General features: G+C 76.4%; 21 protein-coding genes. 12 read left to right on the top strand and 9 right to left on the bottom strand.

The genetic code is table 11. From position 1 onward, the window contains the following. Positions 1 to 33 precede the first annotated feature (33 nt). Together ACI79L_RS00105 and ACI79L_RS00100 are read right to left on the bottom strand one after the other, a co-directional pair. A complete protein-coding gene (locus tag ACI79L_RS00105) occupies positions 34 to 396 on the bottom strand; it encodes an STAS domain-containing protein (RefSeq protein WP_456934810.1) in 363 nt (120 codons plus the stop codon). A 125-nt stretch (positions 397 to 521) separates the two neighbouring features. Then, a complete protein-coding gene (locus tag ACI79L_RS00100; RefSeq protein ID WP_456934809.1) occupies positions 522 to 2,108 on the bottom strand; it encodes an LCP family protein in 1,587 nt (528 codons plus the stop codon). 161 nt (positions 2,109 to 2,269) lie between these two features. On the opposite strand from ACI79L_RS00100, the gene ACI79L_RS00095 reads away from it, so the two are divergent. The 4 genes from ACI79L_RS00095 (at position 2,270) to ACI79L_RS00080 (ending at position 6,340) form a co-directional block, all read left to right on the top strand. Then, positions 2,270 to 3,592: an MFS transporter gene (locus ACI79L_RS00095; RefSeq protein WP_456934808.1), complete on the top strand. Its 1,323-nt coding sequence runs from the start codon at positions 2,270 to 2,272 to the stop codon at positions 3,590 to 3,592. 36 nt (positions 3,593 to 3,628) lie between these two features. Beyond that, positions 3,629 to 4,771 carry a thiolase family protein gene (locus ACI79L_RS00090; protein ID WP_456934807.1) on the top strand — a complete coding sequence of 381 codons (1,143 nt, stop codon included), beginning with the start codon at positions 3,629 to 3,631 and terminating at the stop codon, positions 4,769 to 4,771. 68 nt (positions 4,772 to 4,839) lie between these two features. Continuing rightward, complete coding sequence (locus ACI79L_RS00085) at positions 4,840 to 5,649, top strand: acyl-CoA thioesterase (protein WP_456934806.1); 810 nt, start codon at positions 4,840 to 4,842, stop codon at positions 5,647 to 5,649. A gap of 91 nt (positions 5,650 to 5,740) precedes the next feature. Further along, complete coding sequence (locus ACI79L_RS00080) at positions 5,741 to 6,340, top strand: YceI family protein (RefSeq protein WP_456934805.1); 600 nt, start codon at positions 5,741 to 5,743, stop codon at positions 6,338 to 6,340. 156 nt (positions 6,341 to 6,496) lie between these two features. On the opposite strand, the gene ACI79L_RS00075 is transcribed toward ACI79L_RS00080, so the two are convergent. Beyond that, positions 6,497 to 7,045 (bottom strand): dihydrofolate reductase family protein, encoded by a 549-nt coding sequence (locus ACI79L_RS00075; protein ID WP_456934804.1) that lies wholly within the window; start codon positions 7,043 to 7,045, stop codon positions 6,497 to 6,499. Next, on the bottom strand, positions 7,042 to 7,965 hold the full coding sequence (locus ACI79L_RS00070; RefSeq protein ID WP_456934803.1) for a helix-turn-helix domain-containing protein: 924 nt from the start codon (positions 7,963 to 7,965) through the stop codon (positions 7,042 to 7,044). Before ACI79L_RS00070 ends, ACI79L_RS00075 begins: the two co-directional genes overlap by 4 nt. 186 nt (positions 7,966 to 8,151) lie before the next feature. On the opposite strand from ACI79L_RS00070, the gene ACI79L_RS00065 reads away from it, so the two are divergent. After that, a complete protein-coding gene (locus ACI79L_RS00065; RefSeq protein WP_456934802.1) occupies positions 8,152 to 9,702 on the top strand; it encodes an MFS transporter in 1,551 nt (516 codons plus the stop codon). 104 nt (positions 9,703 to 9,806) lie between these two features. On the opposite strand, the gene ACI79L_RS00060 is transcribed toward ACI79L_RS00065, so the two are convergent. After that, positions 9,807 to 10,442 carry an endonuclease V gene (locus ACI79L_RS00060; protein WP_456934801.1) on the bottom strand — a complete coding sequence of 212 codons (636 nt, stop codon included), beginning with the start codon at positions 10,440 to 10,442 and terminating at the stop codon, positions 9,807 to 9,809. Positions 10,443 to 10,545: 103 nt separating this feature from the next. Between ACI79L_RS00060 and ACI79L_RS00055 the strand changes: the two genes are divergently transcribed. Beyond that, the gene (locus ACI79L_RS00055; RefSeq protein ID WP_456934800.1) at positions 10,546 to 10,959 is read left to right on the top strand and encodes a TIGR03618 family F420-dependent PPOX class oxidoreductase; all 414 of its coding nucleotides are present in this window, start codon (positions 10,546 to 10,548) and stop codon (positions 10,957 to 10,959) included. Here the strand turns inward: ACI79L_RS00055 and ACI79L_RS00050 are convergent. Then, positions 10,916 to 11,845 carry a helix-turn-helix domain-containing protein gene (locus ACI79L_RS00050; protein WP_456934799.1) on the bottom strand — a complete coding sequence of 310 codons (930 nt, stop codon included), beginning with the start codon at positions 11,843 to 11,845 and terminating at the stop codon, positions 10,916 to 10,918. The two genes, ACI79L_RS00055 and ACI79L_RS00050, sit on opposite strands and share 44 nt — an antisense overlap. A 37-nt stretch (positions 11,846 to 11,882) precedes the next feature. Between ACI79L_RS00050 and ACI79L_RS00045 the strand changes: the two genes are divergently transcribed. Genes ACI79L_RS00045 through ACI79L_RS00025 form a run of 5 tightly spaced genes read left to right on the top strand, consistent with a single transcriptional unit; the run spans position 11,883 to position 14,971 of the window. Next, positions 11,883 to 12,443, top strand: coding sequence for a TIGR03086 family metal-binding protein (locus tag ACI79L_RS00045; RefSeq protein ID WP_456934798.1), 561 nt, complete (start codon positions 11,883 to 11,885; stop codon positions 12,441 to 12,443). 29 nt (positions 12,444 to 12,472) lie between these two features. Beyond that, positions 12,473 to 13,384, top strand: a complete 912-nt coding sequence (locus ACI79L_RS00040; RefSeq protein WP_456934797.1) for an alpha/beta fold hydrolase — start codon at positions 12,473 to 12,475, stop codon at positions 13,382 to 13,384. After that, entirely contained in the window at positions 13,381 to 14,010 is a 630-nt protein-coding gene (locus ACI79L_RS00035) for a class I SAM-dependent methyltransferase (RefSeq protein WP_456934796.1), read from the top strand. Before ACI79L_RS00040 ends, ACI79L_RS00035 begins: the two co-directional genes overlap by 4 nt. Next, positions 14,007 to 14,594 carry a hypothetical protein gene (locus ACI79L_RS00030; RefSeq protein WP_456934795.1) on the top strand — a complete coding sequence of 196 codons (588 nt, stop codon included), beginning with the start codon at positions 14,007 to 14,009 and terminating at the stop codon, positions 14,592 to 14,594. The genes ACI79L_RS00035 and ACI79L_RS00030 overlap by 4 nt, the downstream gene beginning before the upstream one ends. Next, entirely contained in the window at positions 14,591 to 14,971 is a 381-nt protein-coding gene (locus ACI79L_RS00025) for a DUF4267 domain-containing protein (RefSeq protein WP_456934794.1), read from the top strand. The genes ACI79L_RS00030 and ACI79L_RS00025 overlap by 4 nt, the downstream gene beginning before the upstream one ends. 16 nt (positions 14,972 to 14,987) lie before the next feature. On the opposite strand, the gene ACI79L_RS00020 is transcribed toward ACI79L_RS00025, so the two are convergent. The 3 genes from ACI79L_RS00020 to ACI79L_RS00010 all read right to left on the bottom strand — a co-directional run bounded on the left by ACI79L_RS00020 (position 14,988) and on the right by ACI79L_RS00010 (position 16,946). Next, positions 14,988 to 15,554: an NUDIX hydrolase gene (locus ACI79L_RS00020; protein ID WP_456935050.1), complete on the bottom strand. Its 567-nt coding sequence runs from the start codon at positions 15,552 to 15,554 to the stop codon at positions 14,988 to 14,990. Positions 15,555 to 15,586: 32 nt separating this feature from the next. Then, entirely contained in the window at positions 15,587 to 16,366 is a 780-nt protein-coding gene (locus ACI79L_RS00015) for a sporulation protein (RefSeq protein WP_456934793.1), read from the bottom strand. 85 nt (positions 16,367 to 16,451) lie between these two features. Then, positions 16,452 to 16,946 (bottom strand): pyridoxamine 5'-phosphate oxidase family protein, encoded by a 495-nt coding sequence (locus ACI79L_RS00010; protein ID WP_456934792.1) that lies wholly within the window; start codon positions 16,944 to 16,946, stop codon positions 16,452 to 16,454. A gap of 140 nt (positions 16,947 to 17,086) precedes the next feature. On the opposite strand from ACI79L_RS00010, the gene icmF reads away from it, so the two are divergent. Then, positions 17,087 to 20,323 (top strand): fused isobutyryl-CoA mutase/GTPase IcmF, encoded by a 3,237-nt coding sequence (gene icmF / locus ACI79L_RS00005; RefSeq protein ID WP_456934791.1) that lies wholly within the window; start codon positions 17,087 to 17,089, stop codon positions 20,321 to 20,323. The last annotated feature ends 105 nt before the right edge of the window (positions 20,324 to 20,428 follow it).

The following is a 20,428-nucleotide window of genomic DNA, read 5'->3' as shown; positions in this document are numbered from 1 at the left end:
GGGGCTCCCCGCCCGGAGCCCGCCCTCCGGCGGTCAGCCCGGCGTCTCGGAGCGGCCGGACGGGGCGGGCGGGCGGTCGAAGTCGCCCTGCAGCCCGCTGAGCTGCAGGATGCGCTCCACGATCGGCGACGCGGCGCGCAGCACCGGGCGCCGGCCGACGGCGTGGGACGCCTCGACGCACCGGGCCAGGACGCTGACGGCGGTCGAGCTGATGAAGGACACCCCGGCGGCGTCGATGACGTCGACGAGCAGCGGCGTCCGCCCCTGGCGCTCCTTGAACCGCGTGGCGACCGCGGTGTCCACCTCGCCCCGCAGGCACAGCACCCGGTCGTCGCCCTCCTCCCGGACCGTGATCGATCCGGGGAGCGGCCGGACGTCCTCGGGATGGGCAGTCATCTCGGCCTCCTCGCCCGCCGACGCGTCGAGAGGAAGGGTGCCGCGGGTCCGCCGGCTCGGGCCGGCCCGCGCAGACGACGGTACGCGTCGGGCGTGGCGGCAGGCGGCATCCGCGGGCCGGGGTCCTAGTTGATGCAGCCGGTGTCGGCCGCCGTCCGGGGCTCCTCGGTGGGTGCAGCGGTGTCGCCGGTGTCCGCGGGCGGGGTGGTGGCCTGGCCGATGCCGGTGAAGTCCGCGCCCAGGATCAGCTGGACGGTGCCGGACGTGGCGTCGTCGGCGACCTCGGTGACCGCTCCGGGGACCTGCGCGGCGAGCGTGGCGGCCAGCGCCTCGTCGCCGGCGGCGTGCCGGATCGTCGTCCGCTCGTAGTCGGTGCTGTCGGCGTTGCCGGTGCTGACCACCGGGAAGCCCGCGGCCTCCAGGTCGGCCGTGGCCTCCGCGGCGATCCCGGAGATGCCCGAGCCGTTGTAGACCGCGACCGACACCTCCGCCGGGTCGACCGTCGCCGGCGGCGGCGGGGCCTCCGACGCGGGCGCCTCGGGCTCGGCGGACAGGCCCGCGAAGAACGCGCGCAGCGTGTCCTCGTCGGCCAGTTCCACGATCGAGGAGCCCGCCTCGTTCTCCGCGTTCGGGTCGGCGATGGGGACGGTCTGGAACCGGATGTCTCCGGCCGTCACCGACTGCATCTGCTGCGCGAGGTCGAGCAGGTCGAGGTCCTCGTCGATGGTCAGCGACTCCGACGCCGCCCGGATCAGCTCCCGCTGCTTGCCGAGGTCCAGCAGCACGTCCTGGGACAGGATCTTGCGGAGCACCCCGCCGATGAAGACCTGCTGGCGGACGATGCGGTCCAGGTCGCCGCGGGGGAGGGCGGGGGAGCCGTCCGGCCGGACGCCGTGCCGCTGGCGGACGAACCTCAGCGCGTCGGCGCCGGAGATCGTCTGCTTCCCCGCAGGGAACACGGCGCCGGAGTACCGCGAGTCGTCGACGGCGTGGCAGAGGTCGACCTCGACGCCGCCGACGACGCTGGTGAGCTCGAAGAAGCCGAGCAGGTCGACCTCGGCGTAGTGGTCGATCCGCAGTCCCGACAGCTGGTTGATCGTCCGGATCAGCAACTGGGCGCCGGCGGCCTGCTTCTCGCTCTCGGGCGCGGCGTCGTCGACCTCGGCGGCGCCGTAGGCGTAGGCGGCGTTGAGCTTGTCCGTCCCGTGCCCGGGGATCTCCACCCAGGAGTCCCGCGGGAAGGAGACGAACGACGCTCCCGACCCGTCGGCCGGGACGTGCACCAGGATCATCGTGTCGGTGTTCGTGCCGGAGTCGACCCCGGCGTCGAGCTCGGCGAGCTGCTCGGGCGTGAGGTCGGCCCGGCTGTCGTTGCCGACCAGCAGCAGGTTCACCGCCTCGGGCATGCCGCCGGACTCGGCGTTGCCGTCGGCCGGGATGGCGTCCGTGCGGTTGACCGTCGAGTCGGCCAGCCGGCCCAGGTACCAGCCCCACCCGCTCCCGGCCAGCACGACGACCGACACGACGGCGGCGACGACGCGGGCGGCGACGGCGCCCCCGGAGGAGCGGCGGCGCGGCGCCGGGTTCCCGCGGGCGCCGGCCCGGGCGGCACCGGGGGTGCGGTCGCGGGGCGGGCGACCGGCGCGCGGGTCGAGCCGCGGCGGGATCGGCCGGCCCGGGGGATCGCCGGGCTCGGGACGGTCTCGGCTCACGCGGCGCAGGTTAGGGGCGTGCGGCGCTCCTGTGGGGCCCGCGACACCGGGCGGCCCCGCTTCCCCTCGGGCTGATCGGAACCGATGCGCGCTTCATCGATGAAGAAGCGGGTATCCGGCTCCACGTGGCAGGTCTAGCAGCGGTCCCGACCCTGTGCGCGGTGCAGTTCGTCGACGTCCTCGGCACCACGCTGGTGGTCGCGGCGCTGCCCACGGTGCTGGCCGACCTCGGCGCGCCGCCGTCGGCGGCCGCGCCGGTGGTGACCGTCTACGCCGTCCTGTTCGGGGCGCTGCTCATGCCGGCCGCGCGCCTGGGCGACCGGTTCGGCCACGCGCGCGTCCTGGGGACCGGGCTGGCCGGCTTCGGCGCGGCGTCGCTGCTGGCCGCGGTCGCGCCGTCGGCCGGCGTGCTGGTGGTGGCGCGCGGCGCCCTCGGGGCCGCGGCCGCGCTGTCCGTGCCGACCGCGCTGCGCCTGCTGACCGCCGCGACGGAGGAGGGCAGCGCGCGGCGGCGGGCGCTGGCCGCCTGGAGCGCGACCGGCGCGGCCGCCGGCGCGAGCGGGCTCGTGCTCGGCGGCGTGCTCACCGACCTGGCCGGCTGGCGGGTGCTGTTCTGGGTGCAGGTACCGCTGGCCGCCCTGCTCCTGGCGGCGGTGCGCCGCACGGCGCCGCCGACGGCGCGGCGGAGCGGGGGAGCGCTCGACCTGACCGGCGCCACGGTGCTCACGGGCGCGGTGGCGGCCGTGGTGGCCGGCGCGTCGCTGCTCGAGGGCGGCGCGCACCGGACCGCCGGCGTCGCGCTCCTGCTCGCCGGGCTCGCCGCCGCCGCGGGCCTGCCGGCGGTCGAGCGGCGCTCGCCGGACCCCCTCCTGCCGCGGGCCGCCGTCGGGCACCCCCGTCTGCGCCGCGGCGTGCTCGCCTCGGCGGCCAACACCGCGACCACCAGCTCGGCGGTCACCGTCGCGACGCTGCACCTGCAGGACGCCGGCGGCCTCGGCGCGACCGCCGCGGGGCTGGCGCTGGTGCCGTTCAGCCTGTGCGTCGTCGCCGGGGCGGGCCTGGCCGCGCGGGTGCTGCGGCGCACCCCGGCGCGGGTCACCGCCGCGGCGGGGCTGGCCGTCATCGCCGTCGGCGACGCGGCGCTGCTCGGCGCGGGCCTGGGCACGGGGGTGGTGCCGGCCGCGGTCGCCGTCGCGGGGCTGGGCATCGGGCTGTCCTCGGTGGCCGCGACGTCGCTGGGGACCGACGTCGGCCCGGAGCTGCAGGGGACGGCGGCCGGCGCGGTGAACACCGCGGCGCAGCTCGGCACCGCCCTCGGGGTGGCCGCCGTGCTGCTCGTCGTCCGGGCCACCGAGGGGACGGGCCTGCCGCTGGCCGGCAGCGGCCTGGGCTGGGCCACTGCGGCGCTGCTCGCGGCCCTCGCGGCGGGACTCCTGGCCCGCCGCCCGGCCCGGACCGCCGAGCGGGCCAGGAGCGCGGGTTAGTGTGCCGGGAACCACACCAGGTCGGAGGGAGCAGACATGCGTGACGCGGTGATCGTCGAGGCGGTGCGCACGCCCGTGGGCAAGCGCAACGGCGGGCTGTCCGGGGTGCACCCGGTCGACCTGTCCGCGCACGTCCTCACGTCGCTGGCCGAGCGGGCCGGCATCGACCCCGCCGAGATCGAGGACGTCATCTGGGGCTGCGTGTCCCAGGTCGGCGAGCAGACCTTCGACATCGCCCGGACGGCGGCGCTCGCCGCGGGCTGGCCGGAGACGGTCACCGGCGTGACCGTCGACCGGCAGTGCGGGTCCTCGCAGCAGTCGGTGCACTTCGCCGCCGCCGGCCTGGTCTCGGGCCAGTACGACGTCGTCGTGGCCGGCGGCGTCGAGTCGATGTCGCGGGTGCCGATGGGCAGCGCGCGGCAGGACGCCAACCCGTTCGGGACGCGGTTCTTCGAGCGCTACGGCGGCGCGAAGATCAACCAGGGCCTGGGTGCGGAGACGATCGCCGAGCGGTGGGGCCTGTCGCGCCAGCGGTGCGACGAGTTCTCCGTCGCCTCCCACGAGAAGGCCGCCGCCGCCCGCGCCGAGGGCCGCTTCGACGCCCAGATCGCCCCGGTGACCACCCCCGACGGCACCGTCGTCGGCCAGGACGAGGGCATCCGCGAGTCGTCGGTGGAGAAGCTCGGCACCCTGAAGACGGCGTTCAGGGAGGACGGCGTCATCACCGCCGGCAACTCCTCGCAGATCTCCGACGGCTCGGCCGCGCTGCTCATGACGACGTCGGAGAAGGCCGCCGAGCTCGGCCTGCGCCCGATCGCCCGCGTGCACACCGCGGTGCTCGCCGGCGCCGACCCGGTGGTCATGCTGACCGCGCCGATCCCGGCCACGCAGAAGGCGCTGGCGAAGTCGGGGCTGTCGATCGACGAGATCGGCGTCTTCGAGGTCAACGAGGCCTTCGCGCCGGTGCCGCTGGCGTGGCTCGCGGACCTCGGCGCCGACGAGAAGTCGCTCAACCCCAACGGCGGCGCCATCGCCCTCGGCCACCCGCTCGGCGGCTCGGGCGCGCGGATCATGACGACGCTCGTGCACCACATGCGGGACAACGGCATCCGCTACGGCCTGCAGACGATGTGCGAGGGCGGCGGCCAGGCCAACGCCACCATCCTCGAACTGCTGTAACGACGCCCCGCCCCGCGGACCTGGGGTCGCCTCCGACGGCGGCCCCGGGTCCGTTTACGTTCCGGAGCGTGACAGCGACCGCGGGAGACCCGACCCTGCTCGACGTCCTGACGCTCGAGGAGGTCGACCGGGACCTCTACCGCAGCACGCTGGTGTTCACCGACCCGTTCCCGCTCTACGGCGGGCAGGTCGCGGCGCAGGCGCTGCTCGCCGCCGGTCGCACGGTGGCGCCCGACCGGCTGCCGCACTCGCTGCACGGCTACTTCCTCCGCAGCGGCGACGCCGCCCGGCCGACGGTCTTCCGCGTCGACCGCGACCGCGACGGCGGGTCGTTCTCCGCGCGCCGGGTGGTCGCGGTGCAGGGCGGCGAGGTGGTGCTGTCGATGTCGGCGTCGTTCCAGGCGCCCACCGCCGGGCCCGACGTCCAGGTGGCCGCTGCGCCGGCGGCCGAGGACCCCACGGAGTGCGAGCCGTTCGCGCTGCCCCGGCTGTTCACCATGGACGGCCGCCGTCCCTCGCAGCCACACCCGGCCGCCTCCTGGCCGACCCGGTTCTGGTCGCGGTCCACCGTCGGGCTGCCCGACGACCCGCTGGTGCACGCCTGCGCGCTCACGTACCTGTCCGACATCGGCACCGGGCTGTCGGCGCTGCCCGAGGACGAGGCGGCGCCCGGCCCGACGCTGGACCACGCGGTGTGGTTCCACCGGACGGCCCGGCTCGACGACTGGGTGCTCATGGACCTGGTCCCGCACACGGTCTCCGGCGGGCGCGGCTGGTACACCGGGTCGGTGACCACCCGCGACGGCGTCCTGGCCGCGAGCCTGACCCAGGAGACGCTGTTCCGGCCGGGCCGCAACCCGTTCCGCCCGGGTCGCTGACGCCCTCCGCGGCCCGTTCCCGGAGCCCGGCGGTGGCGGTGTCTCGGGGATCGGCGAGGATGGGGTGTCAGCGAGGGGGAAGGACGGACACGTGGCGAAGCACCGGGCAGCAGAGAGCGACCCCACCGACTTCGACGCGGCGACGGCCGCGCTGGCCGACGTCACGGGCGACTACACCATCGACGTGGCGCACACCCGGATCGGGATCCGGGCGCGGCACGCGATGGTGACGACCGTCCGCGGGTCGTTCACCGACTTCGCGGGCGAGGCGCACCTCGACGTGCAGAAGCCCGGGGCCAGCAGCGTGTCGATCCGGATCAGGACGGCCAGCATCGACACCGGCCAGGCCGACCGGGACGCGCACCTGCGGTCGCCGGACTTCCTCGACGTCGAGCGGTTCCCGGAGATGGTGTTCACCTCGACCGACATCGAGCAGGTCGACGACGACGCCTACCAGGTGACCGGTGACCTCACCATCCGCGACGTCACCCGCCCGGTGACCGTCGGGTTCGCGATGACCGGCTCGGCGAAGGACCCCTTCGGCAACACCCGGGTCGGCTTCGAGGGCGCGCTGGCGATCAAGCGCAGCGAGTGGGGGCTGACCTGGAACACGGCGCTGGAGACGGGCGGGTGGCTCGTCAGCGACCGCATCCAGGTCGAGTTCGACGTCTCGGTGATCCGCACCGCCTGACCGGCCGTCGACCCGGCGACCTGTCGCCACGTCGCCGGATCGGCACGGAGGCATGTCGCCGCGTCGAGGTGTCGACACGGGACCGTGGTCCCGGTCGGAGCGGCGTACCCCGGCGGCCCGCTCCGCCCCCTCGGACGGGCCGCCCGGGTCCACGGCTCAGCCGGGACGGACGACGTCGTACCGCACGACGGCGAACTCGCCGTTCTGCGCGACCTCCCGGGTGACCAGCTCGACGTGCGCCGGCAGCAGCGGCATCCCGGCGCCCAGGGTGACCGGCGCGATCGAGACGACGACCTCGTCCAGCAGCCCCGCCCCGGCGAACTGCGCGGCCACCGGGCCGCCGCCGACGACCCACACGTCGAGGTCGCCGGCCGCGGCGGTCATCTCCGCGTGCAGCGCGCGCAGCTCGTCGGGGGTGTCCGCGGCGGTGAAGCGGATGTCCGCGCCCTCGTAGGGCGTCAGCTGCCGGTGGGTGAGCACCCACGCGGGCTGGTCGTAGCTCCAGGCGTCCGGGCCGCCGTGCTCGCGCACCCACTCGTACGTGGAGGCGCCCATGACCAGCGAGCCGACGGTCTTCTCGAACGCCTTGTAGCCCATCGCCCCCTCGTGGTCGGCCTCCCGGGTGAGCAGCCAGTCCAGCGAGTGGCCGGGGCCGGCGATGAAGCCGTCGAGGGTCGTGGCGGTGTAGTAGACGGTGCGGGTCATCGGTCCCTCCGGGAGAGCCACTCGATGGGGTCGCCGGCGTCGACCGCGACGCCGGCGTCGCGCAGCCAGTGCCGGGCGAGCAGCCGGCGGTGCGCGGAGAAGGTGAGGACGTGCGCGACGACGCTGCCGAGGACGAAGCTCTCCGGCGGCTCGCACAGCGCGTCGACCAGCCGGTCGCCCCAGGCGCCGCGGCGGGCGATCTCGCGGACGGCGGCCAGCCAGCGCGGCGCGACGGCGTCGTGCCGGTCGATGAGCGCGGCCGGGTCGTCGGCGCCGCGCACGGGGTGCTCCCCGCCCTCGATCGAGGCCACCCAGACCTCCAGCGACCAGACCAGGGTGTCGAGGACGGCGGCGAGCGTCTCCTCGGCGCCGTCCCAGGCGAGGACCGTCAGGCCCGGCGCCCGCACCCGCCGGTACTCCTCGCCGGGCAGGCCCTTGGCCAGCTCGAGCAGGGCGCGGGTGTCCTCGACGCCGTGGTGGACGAGCAGCGCGGCGACCTCGTCGCCACCGCGGCGCGCGGGCTCGTCCGCCACCCACAGCGACGCCGGCGGGTGGAAGTGGATGCCGTTGGGCGCGGGCAGCCAGTGCCCGTCCCGCGCGGCGCTGCCCGCGTGGGCGGAGCCCGGGCTGCGGCCGTAGGCCCGCGCGAACGCCCGGCTGAACCCCTCGACCGACTCGTAGCCCGCGGCGAAGGCGGCGTCGGTGACGCTCGTGCCCTGCCGCAGCTGCCAGGCCGCGCGCTCGAGCACCACCCGGCGGCGCAGCGCGACCGGGGACTCCCCGGCGCCGCCGGACACCTGCCGGCTGAAGTGGAACGGCGAGGCGTACGCGTCGCCGGCCATGTCGGACAGCGTGCGGTTGTCCTCGTCGAGGACGGCGTCGAGCAGTTCGCGGAGGCGGTCGCGGCCGGGCGGGGTCACGCGTCGAGTCTGGCGAGGCGGGCGGCCGCGCGGCCCGACCGTTCTTGCGCCGTGTCAGCCGGCGGACGCCGACCGCGGCCTCCGGCACCCGCGGGTGTCGGTGGGGCACGACCGGGTAGGGCAGCACGGCGCGGCCGGCCGGACGGCGGCCGCGCCCCCGTTGCACCACCGGAAGAGGCCCTCCCCGTGCCGCCACGCGCATCCACCGACGCCCCGCCGCAGGCCCCCGCCGGGGACGAGGGGTACCGCCCGGACCCCAAGCGGTGGACCGCGCTGTCGGTGACGCTCGTCGTCGGCTTCATGAGCCTGCTCGACGTCAGCATCGTGTCGGTCGCGCTGCCCTCGCTGCAGTCCGACCTCGGGGCGACGCCCGCGACCGTGCAGTGGGTGGTGTCCGGGTACGCGCTGACCTTCGGGCTGATGCTGGTCCCCGCCGGCTGGCTGGGCGACGCCTTCGGCCGCCGGCGGCTGTTCCTGCTCGGGCTGGCCGGGTTCGTGCTCTCCAGCGCCGCGGCCGGGGCGGCGCCGTCGGTGGGCTGGCTGGTCGCCGCCCGGCTGGTGCAGGGGCTGGCGGCCGGGTGCCTCGCGCCGCAGAACTCCGCGCTCATCCAGCAGCTGTTCCGCGGCGCCGAGCGCGGGCGGGCGTTCGGCCTGTTCGGCGCCACGGTCGGCATCTCCACCGCCGTGGGCCCGGTCGTGGGCGGCGCGATCCTCGGCCTGGCCGACGGGCCGGGCGGCTGGCGGTGGCTGTTCTACGTCAACGTGCCGATCGGCGTCGCCGCGTTCGCGCTCGCCCTGCGGCTGCTGCCCCGCGGCGGCGGCGGCGGGCGCGGGCGGATCGACGTCGCCGGGGTGCTGCTGCTCGGCGCCGGGGCGCTGGCCGTGCTCTTCCCGCTGGTGCAGGCCGAGTCCGGCGGGCTGGCGCGGCTGTGGTGGCTGTTCCTCGTCGGGGCAGCCCTGCTCGCGGTGTTCGTCGCGTGGGAGCGGCGGGTGGTGGCCCGCGACGGGCAGCCGGTGTTCGACCCGCGGCTGGTCACGCAGACACGCGGCTACGGCATCGGGGCGGCGCTGGGCACCGTCTACTTCGTCGGGTTCAGCGGCATCTGGCTGGTGTTCGCGCTGTTCTTCCAGACCGGGCTGGACTACACGCCGCTGCAGTCGGGGCTGGCGGTGACGCCGTTCGCGCTCGGGTCGGCGTCGGCGGCGGTCGTGGCCGGGCGGCTGGTGGAGCGGCACGGCCGGCGGCTGACGGTGTTCGGGCTGTCGGGCGTCATGGTCGGCCTCGCCGCGGCCGCGGGAGTCCTGCTGCTGGTCCCGCCGTCGGCGGCCGGGTGGGCGATCGCGCCGGCGCTGCTGGTGGGCGGCATCGGCGGCGGGTTCGTCATCTCGCCCAACATCACGATGACCCTGCGCGACGTGCCGGTGTCCATGGCCGGGTCGGCCGGCGGGGGCCTGCAGACGGCCCAGCGCTTCGGCGCCGCCGTCGGCACCGCGGCGCTGCCCGGGCTCTTCTACCTCGTGCTGTCGGCGTCCGGCGACCACCCGACGGCGGCCGCGGCCGGGCTGGCCGTGTCCGTCCTCGGCGCCGGCGCCGCGCTGGTGCTCGGGGTGGTCGACCTGCGCCGCAACCGCGCCGAGGACGCCGCCGGCCGCGCGGCCGACGACGGCGGCCCGGTGCCCGACGAGCGGCGCGGACCCGACGGCGTGCACAGCCACGGCCACCCCGCCCACGGGTAGGGCCCGTCCACGGCCGACGAGGACCCTGCGGGGTCGGCCGGTGCTCCGCGGCGTGCACACGCCGCCTGCTCCGCGACCCGGGTGCGGTGGAGACGGGGCCGCGGTCATCGAGGGTCTGCGCGGCTGAGCCGGGCGAGCCGGCGGGCCGCGCGCAGCGGCTCCGGCGTGCGGGCACCGGCCGTCGTCGCCAGGACGACGGCGGCCGCGGTCGCCGGGCCGGTGCGCCAGCCGGCGGAGGCCACCACCGGGCGCACGCCGGGCACCACGCGCACCGCCCGCGCCACCTCCTCGCCGCCGAGCAGCAGGGGAGCGGTGTCCCCGCGCGCCGGCCCGGGCGGGTCGCCGCGGGCGGCCAGCGGGCGGTCGGTGACGCCGACGCTCGGCAGGTCCAGCACCGCACCGAGGTGCAGCGCCAGCCCGGCCCGCCGCGGGTGGTCCCGTCCCGCCGCCGCGACCAGCAGGACGTCGGGCCGGCGGGGCAGCGCGGCCACCGCGGCGGCCAGCAGCGGCCCCTCCCGCAGCGCGAGCAGCGCCGGCGCGTAGGGGCCCGCCGCCGGTCCCCGCGCGACGGCGGCCGCGTCCCCCAGCACCGCGGCTGCCACCAGCCGGTCCCCGTCCCCGACCGCGACGACGGCGCCGACCCGCGGCTGCGCCGGCGGTGACCACGGCGGCGGGCGCAGCGCGGCCAGCCGGTCCTGCTCGGCCGCCGGCGCGGCGGCGTCGGCCGGCCAGGTCGCCACGGTCCCGGACCTTCCTCGGGCGGTCCTCCCCACGGTCGGCCGCCGGCCGGTGCGGCGCGATCGGGCGCGTGCCGCACCTCCGGCGGGGGGTACCGGCGCCGCCGTGGCAGACGCCCAGGACGGCCCCGCGCTCCACCCGGTCACCCGCGAGCTCACGGAGGGCCCCAACTACGCGGCGATCAGCACGCTGCTGCCCAGCGGGCGCATCCAGACCCAGTACATCTGGGTCGGCACCGACGGGGAGCGGCTGTTCGTCAACACCGAGACCGGGCGGCGCAAGTTCGGGAACCTCCAGCGCGACGCCCGGGTGACCCTGGCCATCCGGGACGAGTCCGACCCCTACCGCCACGCCGAGGTGCGCGGCCGGGTGACCGACACGACCACCGGCCCCGAGGCACGGGCACAGATCGACGAGCTGTCGCAGAACTACGACGGCCGGCCCTACCCGCCGGAGAACATCAGGACCGAGCGGGTCACCGTCTGGATCGAGCCGGAACGGCAGACGACGACGGGATAGTCCCCGTGCCGCGCGCTGCTCCTCCTGTGCCTACCGCGCCGTGCTCCTCCTGCGCGTACCGCGCGGCGAACTCGCCCGGCGTCATCCCGGTGACCCGGGCGAAGTCGCGGGTCAGGTGCGGCTGGTCGGCGTAGCCCAGGTCGGCGGCGATCCCCGCCAGCGTCGCCGTCCGGTCGCGCAGCCGGCCGGCGGCCTCCTGCAGCCGCCGCCGCTGCACCAGCCACTTGGGCGTGAGCCCCAGCCGGCGGGACACCAGCCGCTGCAGCGCGCGCTCGGACAGCCCCGTCTCGGCGCACAGCCGGTCCACACGGGTCAGGTCCGGCCGCGACTCGACCAGCGCCACCAGCCGGTCGACCAGCGCGCCCTCCTCGTCGACCGGCAGGAACCGGCGCAGCGCGTCGTCGTAGGCGGCCCGCGCCTCCGCGTGCGCCGCGGGGGAGTGCGGGTCGGCCGCCATCGCCGCGCGGACCCGGGCGGCCAGCCGGGCGCCGTCGTCGCCGAGCACCTCGCCCACGTCGACGTGCCGGTCGGTGAACGGGGCCACCGGGCCGCCCGCCACCAGCGCGCCCGCGGCGGGGGTGAGCATGACGCCGACCGCCCAGCCGTCACCGGCCAGCGTCGTCGTCGACAGCCCCGACACGACGCCGTAGAAGCGGGCGTAGTCCGGCGCGACGACGAGCAGGCAGACCGGGTACTGCAGCACCCGCTGCACCGCCTCCTCGCCGGGCGGCACCGACCACACCGGGATCCAGAACCGCTGCACCAGCGCGGCGAGGGGACCCGTGACCTCGTAGCGGTACATGACGTGCGAGGCGTCGCGCGGGTCGCGCAGGTGCGCCCGCTCGATGGTGTCGCGGCGGGGGACGGCGGTGCTGTCGGGTTCCATCAAGACGCAGGCTGCCGCACCCGGCCAGGCTCGGGCCATGGACACGACGACCGCCACCCCGATCGCCACCGACTACGACGCCGTCCTCGAGCCGCTGCTCGCCGTCGCCGACGCCGTGCCCGCCGCCGGGTGGGACGCCGCCACGCCCTGCGAGGACTGGACCGCCCGGGACCTGGTGGCGCACGTCGTCGGCACCCAGCGGGAGTTCCTCACCGGCCGTGGCGTCGACCTCGGTCCCGCGCCCGACGTCGCCGCCGGCCCCGCCGCGGCGCTGCGCGAGCACGCCGCCCGGGTGCTCGCCGTCGTCGCCGACCCGGCCGTCGCCGACGCCGGGTACGACGGCTTCTCCGGCCCGACGACCGTGGGGGAGACCCTGGCGCAGTTCTACGTGTGGGACATGGTCGTCCACCGCTGGGACCTCGCCCGCGCCACGGGCCAGGACGCGACGCTGACCGAGGCCGAGCTCGACCGCATCGAGTCCGGCGCCCGCAGCTGGGGCGACGCCCTGTACCTGGAGGGCATCTGCCGGCAGGTGGACGCCCCGGAGGGCGCCGACCGGCCGACGCGGGTCCTGGCGCTGCTCGGCCGCCGCGCCTGACCCGCCCCTGCGCCGGGTAGCCCCGGGGCATGCACCCCGGCAGCACCGACACCGCCGACGGGCCCCGCGAGGGCCGGCTGCAGCTGCGCGACGGCCGCACGATGGCCTACGCCGAGTGGGGCGACCCCGACGGCCGGCCCGTGCTCGGCTGCCACGGCTCGCCCAGCTCCCGGTTCGAGCGGCACGTCGAGGACCCCGCCGCCTACCGCCGCTGGGGCGTGCGGTTCGTCGTCCCGGACCGGCCCGGCTTCGGCGCCTCCGACCCGCAGCCGGGCCGGCGGGTGACCGACTGGCCGGGCGACGTCGTCCAGCTGCTCGACCACCTGGGCATCGACCGGTTCGCCGCCCTCTCGCTGTCCGGCGGCGCCGCCTACGCACTGGCCTGCGCGCACGCCCTGCCCGACCGCGTGCACGCCGTGGGGATCCTCGGCGGCGCCCCGCCGCCGGACGTCCCGTGGCCGTGGCCGGGCTGGCTGCCGACGTCGGTCCGCGCGGCCGCGCACCGCCCGTCCCCGGCGACGGCGGCGCTGCTGCTGCCGGTGTTCGCGCCGCTGACCGTCCGCCCGCAGCTGCTGCCCCGCTACCTGCAGCTGCGGCTGAACCCGGCCGACCGGCGGGTGATCGGCCGGCCCGCGGTGCGGCGGGTGCTGGCGCGCACGTTCACCGAGGGGCTGCGCCAGGGCGCCGGGGTGCTGGCCGAGGACCGGGCGCTGCTGTTCCGGCCGTGGGGCTTCCCCGTGGGGGAGGTCCGCCAGCACGTCCACATCTGGCACGGCACCCAGGACTGGCAGGTGCCGGTCGCGCTCGGCCGGGTGCTGGCCGGGATGCTGCCGTCGGTCACCGCGCACTGGCACGCCGGCGAGGGGCACTTCCTCGTCTTCGACCACGCCCGCGACGTCTACGGTGCGCTCGCCCGCGGAGTGGGTAGCCGCCCGGCATGACCGCCCCGCACGGGAGCCGCGCCGTGCCCCCCACCTACGTCGACGCCAACCGCCTGTGGGTCGACTCCCGCCTCCGGTACGAGATCGGCCTGCGGGTCGAGGGGCGCATCCTGCGCCGCCTCGGCGCCCGCGGCGAGCGCGTCGTCGAGATCGGCACCGGCCGCCGCGGCCTGGGCGCGCGGGTCGCCGTCGAGCGGCTCGGCGCCACGCAGGTGACGGCGTTCGACCTGTACCCGGCCACCGTCGGCCGCGCCCGCATCGCCTGCGCCGACCTCGCCGACCGGGTCACCTTCCGCGTCGGGGACGCCACCGCGCTCCCGGTCGACGACGCGAGCGCCGACCTCGTCGTCGACTTCCACGCGCTGCACCACATCCGGGACTGGCGGGCCGCCGTCGCCGAGGTCGCGCGGGTGCTGCGCCCGGGCGGGCAGCTGGCGCTGACCGAGATGACCGCGCGGTTCGTCGACGCGCCGTGGCTGCGCGCGGTCTCCCGCCACCCGGCCGACCGGTTCTCCACCGAGCAGCTGCTGGCCGAGCTGAGCGCGCACGGGCTGGAGGTGCCGCCGGGGCGGCTGCGGCGGGCGGCCGGCGACCGCTGGGTCCAGGCCGTCGCGACGAGGACGTGACGACACCGCGCACGACGACGGCGGGCGTGCGCGTCCCCGCGGTCGTCCGCGAGGCCCTGGCACTGCTGCGCCGGCACGCCGGGCGGGTCTACGCCCTCTCGCTCGCGGTCACGCTGGTCAACACCGTCCCCGACGTGCTGCGCCAGCTGCTCGTCTACGACGACCCGAGCCTCGCGCACGCGCTGCTGGTCGACGTCGTCGGCTTCGCCACCGGCCTGCTCGCCCAGCTGTGGCTGACCGGCGCGCTCACCGGCCTGCCCGGCGACGGCCGGGTGCGCCCCGCCGGCGCGCTCGGGCGGGGGACGGCGACCGCGCTGCGCGCGGTGCGCACCTCGCCGGCCGCAGTCCTCGCCGGGGTGGTGCTCGGCGGCGCGGTGTCGGCGCTGCTGACCGTCCCGGCGTCGGTGGCCGCGCTCGGCCCCGAGCACGTGGTCGGCCCGCTGGACGCGCCGTCGGCGGCGGCGTTCACCGTGGCGACGGTCAGCGACGTGGTGGCCAGCTGGGCGACCCTGCCGTTCCTCGCCGTCGTGCTGGTGCACACCGCCGGTTCGGGCAGGGCGTCCGCGGGCAAGGGCCGCCCGTGAGCAGTCACGACTGGGACGTCACCCGCAGGACCGTCGGGTCGCTGTCGATGTGGATCGGGACGGCGGCGCTGTTCGCGCCCCGGTGGATCGCTGGGGCGCTCGGGGTGCGCCCCGACGCCGCGCGGGGCGACGTCGCCCTGCCGCTGCTGGTGCGCCTGGGCGCGGCCCGCAACATCGCGATGGGCGCCGCGCTGCTGGTCACCCCGGCGCCTCACGCACGGCGCACCACCGAGGTGACGCTGCTGCTCACCGCGCTGGACGCCGCCGCGGTGTGGACCTCCCGCGCCGAGGGCGACGTGGCGAAGCGCAGCGCCGTCCTGTCCGGGATCGTGCTGGGGCTGGCCTCCTACGGCGCCGCCCGCTGGCACCGCCGCTGACGCCGGACCAGACGCGCTAGCGCCAGGCGAAGACCGGCTGCTCGAGGTGGGCCACGCGGGTGGGCTGCCCGCGGCACACCACCTGGCAGAACTGGTACACGACCGCGGCGGTCGGGGCGTGCACCCAGCCGCCGAGCAGCGGCAGCCGGATGACCGGGGCGTCGGACTCGGGGATGGACACCAGCACCGGCTCGACGTCGAGGTCGGCCAGCGGCACCTGGTACGCCGCGGCCACCTCGGCCTCGGCCGGGCGCAGCTCCCCGGCGTCGCCGGCCCACACGACCACCGGCGTCATGACGTAGCCGGAGCGGGTCACGTAGTCGTCGAGCAGGCCGACGACGTCGTCCTCCCCGCGGACCAGCCCGACCTCCTCCTCCAGCTCGCGCAGCGCGGCCTGCACCGGGGTCTCGCCCGGGTCGAGCCGGCCGCCGGGCAGCGCCCACTGCCCGCCGTGCGCCCGCAGCCCGGCCGCGCGGCGGGTGACGAGCAGGGCCGGCACGTCGCCGGTGCAGGTGACGCAGACGGCGACGGCGGCCTGGCGGAGGTCGGGGCGGCCGGCCGCGCGCCGCGGGAGGTCCCGCAGGCGCGCGGCCGCCGTGTCCCGGTCGGGGGTGCTCAGAGCCAGCCGCGCCGGGCGCCGAGCTGGCGGACGGCGGCGTCGAGCTGCGCGGCCACCGCGGAGACGTCGGTGTCGGAGTGGCCGAACCGCAGCCGGCCGCCCACGTCGCGGCCCTCGGTGAGCAGCCCGCCGCGCCGGTCCACCTCGAGCACGACCTCGACGCCGTGCGGGCCGGCCAGGAAGGTCACCTCGAGCTCGTTGATGCGCCCGCGCAGCGAGGACGGCGGCGCGAACTCGACCTCCTGGTAGAAGGGCAGGTCGCTGCCGGCCAGCCGGCCCTTCTCGACGTCCGCGCCGCGGAAGCGGAAACCGAGGCCGTCGAGCGCCCGGACGACGGTGCGCTGGACCGGCAGCGGCTCGACCGTCACCGCGTCGAGGTCGCCGGGGTCGACCGCGCCGGGGATGTCGACCTTGGTGCGCAGGCCGATCTTCACGCCGCGCAGCGTCCAGCCGTCGAGCGTCGTGAAGGGGCACTGCCAGGGCACCGGGAAGCTGAACGGGATCGCCGCCTTCGCGCCCGCCTCGATCCGGCCGGCGCCGGCGATCGGCGCGGTGCCGAAGGTGACGTTCTCCTTCCACTCGTTGTCGCCGCTCTCGACCTCGACGGTGGCCTGCAGGGACACCCGGATCTCGTTGATCTCCTGGGCGACCTGCCCGCCGGTGAGGTGCACGGTGCCGGTGACGGTGCCGCCGGGGGTGGTCACCGGGCGGTCGAGGACGGCGTCGACGCTCGCGTTGCCGGCGCCGATCTTCGCCATCAGGTTGCGGAAGGCCATGGTGGTGCTGCTCCGTTCGGTTCGGGGACGGCGGGCACCCTGACACGACGGCCGGGACCTGACGAGGGGTTCCCGCGCGTGCCGGTCAGGTGCCCGTCTTCTGCCGCACGAGGTCCTCCACCGCCTGCGGGATGCGGTTGTCGAAGTCGTGGACGCGGGCCCAGGTGGGCGTGACGTCGATCCGCGCCATCCGGTCGTAGAGGGCGTGCACGCCCTGCTCCCACTGCGGGAACACCTCGGCCGGGGTGACCTTGCGGGCGCCCTCGACGTACTCGGGGAACACGCCGTCGACGAGCGTGACCTGCGCGGTCCCGCGGACGAGCAGCACGTTCGGCGGCCACGCCGGCGGGCTGGTGTCGATCGTCAGCGCCACCGCCGGGTCCGCCTGCAGCGCCGCGACCTTCGCCGAGCCCGGCACGGTGCCGACGACGATCGTCGTCCCGTTCCAGAGGAACCCGACCGGGACCACCCGGGGCGCGCCGTCGCGGGCGACGTAGGCCAGGCGCGCCGGGTTCGCCGAGTCGAGCAGGCGGCGGGCGACCGGGTCGTCGAGGACCGCGCGGACGTCGTCTGGGGTCATCGGCCGGCCTCCCCGGGACGGCTGTGGGAGCGCCGCCCAGCCTCCCACCCGGGCGCCGTCGCCGGGCCGGTCCGCGACGCCCCGTGCGGGACACGCCGAGATGGTTGGACGTCCTACTAAACCGGGCCTACCGTGCAGCCATGGCGTCTGCGGAGCTGCACGTGCCCGTCCACCCCGTCCGCTTCGTCACCGCGGCCAGCCTGTTCGACGGGCACGACGCGGCGATCAACGTGATGCGGCGGCTGCTGCAGAGCCAGGGCGCGGAGGTGGTGCACCTCGGCCACGACCGCGGCGTCGACGAGGTGGTGCGCGCCGCCGTCGAGGAGGACGTGCAGGGCGTCGCGATCTCCAGCTACCAGGGCGGGCACGTCGAGTACTTCAGCTACCTCAAGGAGCGGCTGACCGACGCCGGGGCGGGACACGTGCAGGTGTTCGGCGGCGGCGGGGGCGTCATCGTGTCCGAGGAGATCGCCCTGCTCGCCGAGCGCGGGGTGCGGGTGTTCAGCCCCGAGGACGGCGCCCGCCTGGGCCTGCCCGGGATGATCAACGAGCTCGTCCGCGCCTGCGACGTCGACCTGACGACCGAGGGCCCCGACGTCGACGCGCTGCTCACCGGCGACCCGCGGGCGCTGGCGCGGGGGATCAGCGTGCTGGAGGCCGGCGCCGACCCGGCGCTCGCCGCCCGCGTGCGCGAGGCCGCCGCGGCCCGCACCGTGCCGGTGCTGGGCATCACCGGCACCGGCGGGTCGGGCAAGTCCTCGCTCACCGACGAGCTGCTGCGCCGGCTGCGCCGCGACCAGGAGGACAAGCTGCGGGTCGCCGTCGTCGCGGTGGACCCCACCCGCCGCCGCGGCGGCGGCGCGCTGCTCGGCGACCGGATCCGGATGAACGCCCTGGAGTCCGGCGACGGGGCGCACACCTTCTTCCGCTCGATGGCCACCCGCGCCGCCGGCGCCCAGGTGCCCGAGCACCTCGACGACGTCCTCGCCGCGGTGAGGGCCGCCGGGTTCGACCTGGTGATCGTGGAGACGCCGGGCATCGGGCAGGGCGACGCGGCGATCGTGCCGTTCAGCGACGTCTCGCTCTACGTCATGACGCCGGAGTTCGGCGCCGCGAGCCAGCTCGAGAAGATCGACATGCTCGACCTCGCCGACGTCGTCGCGATCAACAAGTTCGAGCGCCGCGGCGCCGAGGACGCCCGCCGCGACGTCGCCCGGCAGATGGTGCGCAACCGCGAGGCGTTCGGCGTCCCGTGGGAGCAGATGCCGGTGTTCGGCACGAGCGCCGCCCGCTTCGACGACGACGGCGTCACCGCGCTCTACCAGCACCTGCTCGGGCTGCTCGTGGAGAAGGGCCTGCCCGCGGGCACCGGCGTGCTGCCGCGGGTGGACGTGCGCGCCTCGACCGGGCTGGCCAGCGTCGTCCCGTCGTCGCGGTCGCGGTACCTCGCCGAGGTGGCCGAGGCGGTGCGCGCGCACCACCGGCTGACCGAGGAGCAGGCCGCCGTCGTGCGGCGCCGCGAGCACCTGACCACCGCGGCCGAGGTGCTCGACGGAGACGCCGCCGAGGCGGCGAGGGCGGCGGCCGAGGCCGCCGACGCCGAGCTGCTGCCCGAGGTGCGCCAGCTGCTCGAGGAGTGGCCGGCGCGGGTGGAGCAGTACTCCGGCGACGAGTTCGTCTACACGGTCCGCGGGAAGGAGATCCGCACGCCGCTCACCCGGGAGACGCTGTCCGGCACGAAGGTGCCGCGGGTCGCGCTGCCCCGGACCTCCGACGCCGCCGGCCTGCTGCGCTTCCTGCGGCGGGAGAACCTGCCCGGCGCCTTCCCGTACACGGCCGGCGTCTTCCCGTTCAAGCGCGCCGGCGAGGCCCCCGCGCGGATGTTCGCCGGCGAGGGCGACGCGTTCCGCACCAACCGGCGGTTCCGGGTGCTGTCGGCCGGCAACGAGGCCACCCGGCTGTCCACGGCGTTCGACTCGGTGACCCTCTACGGCCGCGACCCGCAGCCCCGGCCGGACGTCTACGGCAAGGTCGGCACCTCCGGCGTCTCGATCGCCACCCTCGACGACATGCGCGTGCTCTACGACGGGTTCGACCTGTGCGCGCCCACGACCTCGGTGTCGATGACGATCAACGGCCCCGCGCCGGCGATCCTCGCGATGTTCCTGAACACCGCGATCGAGCAGCGGCTGGACCGCTTCCGCGAGGAGGAGGGCCGCGAGCCCGACGCCGCCGAGGCCGAGGAGATCCGCGCCTGGGTGCTGGCCACCGTCCGCGGCACGGTGCAGGCCGACATCCTCAAGGAGGACCAGGGGCAGAACACCTGCATCTTCTCGACCGAGTTCGCGCTGCGCTGCATGGCCGACATCCAGGAGTGGTTCATCCAGCACCGGGTGCGCAACTTCTACTCGGTCTCGATCTCCGGCTACCACATCGCCGAGGCCGGGGCGAACCCCATCAGCCAGCTCGCCTTCACGCTGGCCAACGGCTTCACCTACGTCGAGGCCTACCTCGCCCGCGGCATGGCGATCGACGACTTCGCGCCCAACCTGAGCTTCTTCTTCTCCAACGGGATGGACGCCGAGTACACGGTGATCGGCCGGGTGGCCCGGCGGATCTGGGCGGTCGCGATGCGGGACCGCTACGGCGCCGGCGCGCGGTCGCAGCAGCTCAAGTACCACGTGCAGACGTCGGGGCGGTCGCTGCACGCGCAGGAGATGGACTTCAACGACATCCGCACCACCCTGCAGGCGCTGTGCGCGATCTACGACAACGCCAACTCGCTGCACACCAACGCCTACGACGAGGCGGTGACGACGCCGTCGGAGCACTCGGTCCGCCGGGCGCTGGCCATCCAGATGATCATCGACAGGGAGTGGGGGCTGGCGGGCAACGAGAACCCGCTGCAGGGGTCGGCGATCGTCGAGGAGCTCACCGACCTGGTCGAGGAGGCGGTGCTGGCCGAGTTCGACCGGATCGCCGAGCGCGGCGGCGTGCTGGGCGCCATGGAGACCGGCTACCAGCGCGGCCGGATCCAAGACGAGTCGATGCTCTACGAGCACCGCAAGCACGACGGCTCGCTGCCGATCGTCGGCGTCAACACCTTCCTCGACCCCCGTCGCGACGAGGCCCCGCCGAAGCAGCTGGAGCTGGCCCGGGCCACCGAGGCGGAGAAGCAGTCCCAGCTGGACCGGCTGGCCGACTTCCACGCCCGGCACGCCGACGAGGCGCCGGCCGCGCTCGCCCGGCTGCAGGAGGCGGCGACGTCGGGGGGCAACGTCTTCGACGCGCTGATGGACGCCGTCCGGGTGTGCTCGCTCGGCCAGATCTCCGACGCGTTCTTCGAGGTGGGCGGCCAGTACCGCCGCAACGTCTGACCGGAGTGGCAGTTATGGCCATTTCTGCCGCCCCCGGCGACGACCTCGGCGCGCGCCGCCCGCGGTGCCCGGCCGCGCGCCCGCCCGGCTCGCGGCAGGCCGCCG

It is taken from the genome of Geodermatophilus sp. SYSU D00684 (assembly GCF_054050455.1).
Note: the sequence above shows the minus strand (reverse complement) of the source record. Positions and strands in the feature narration are given on the sequence as shown.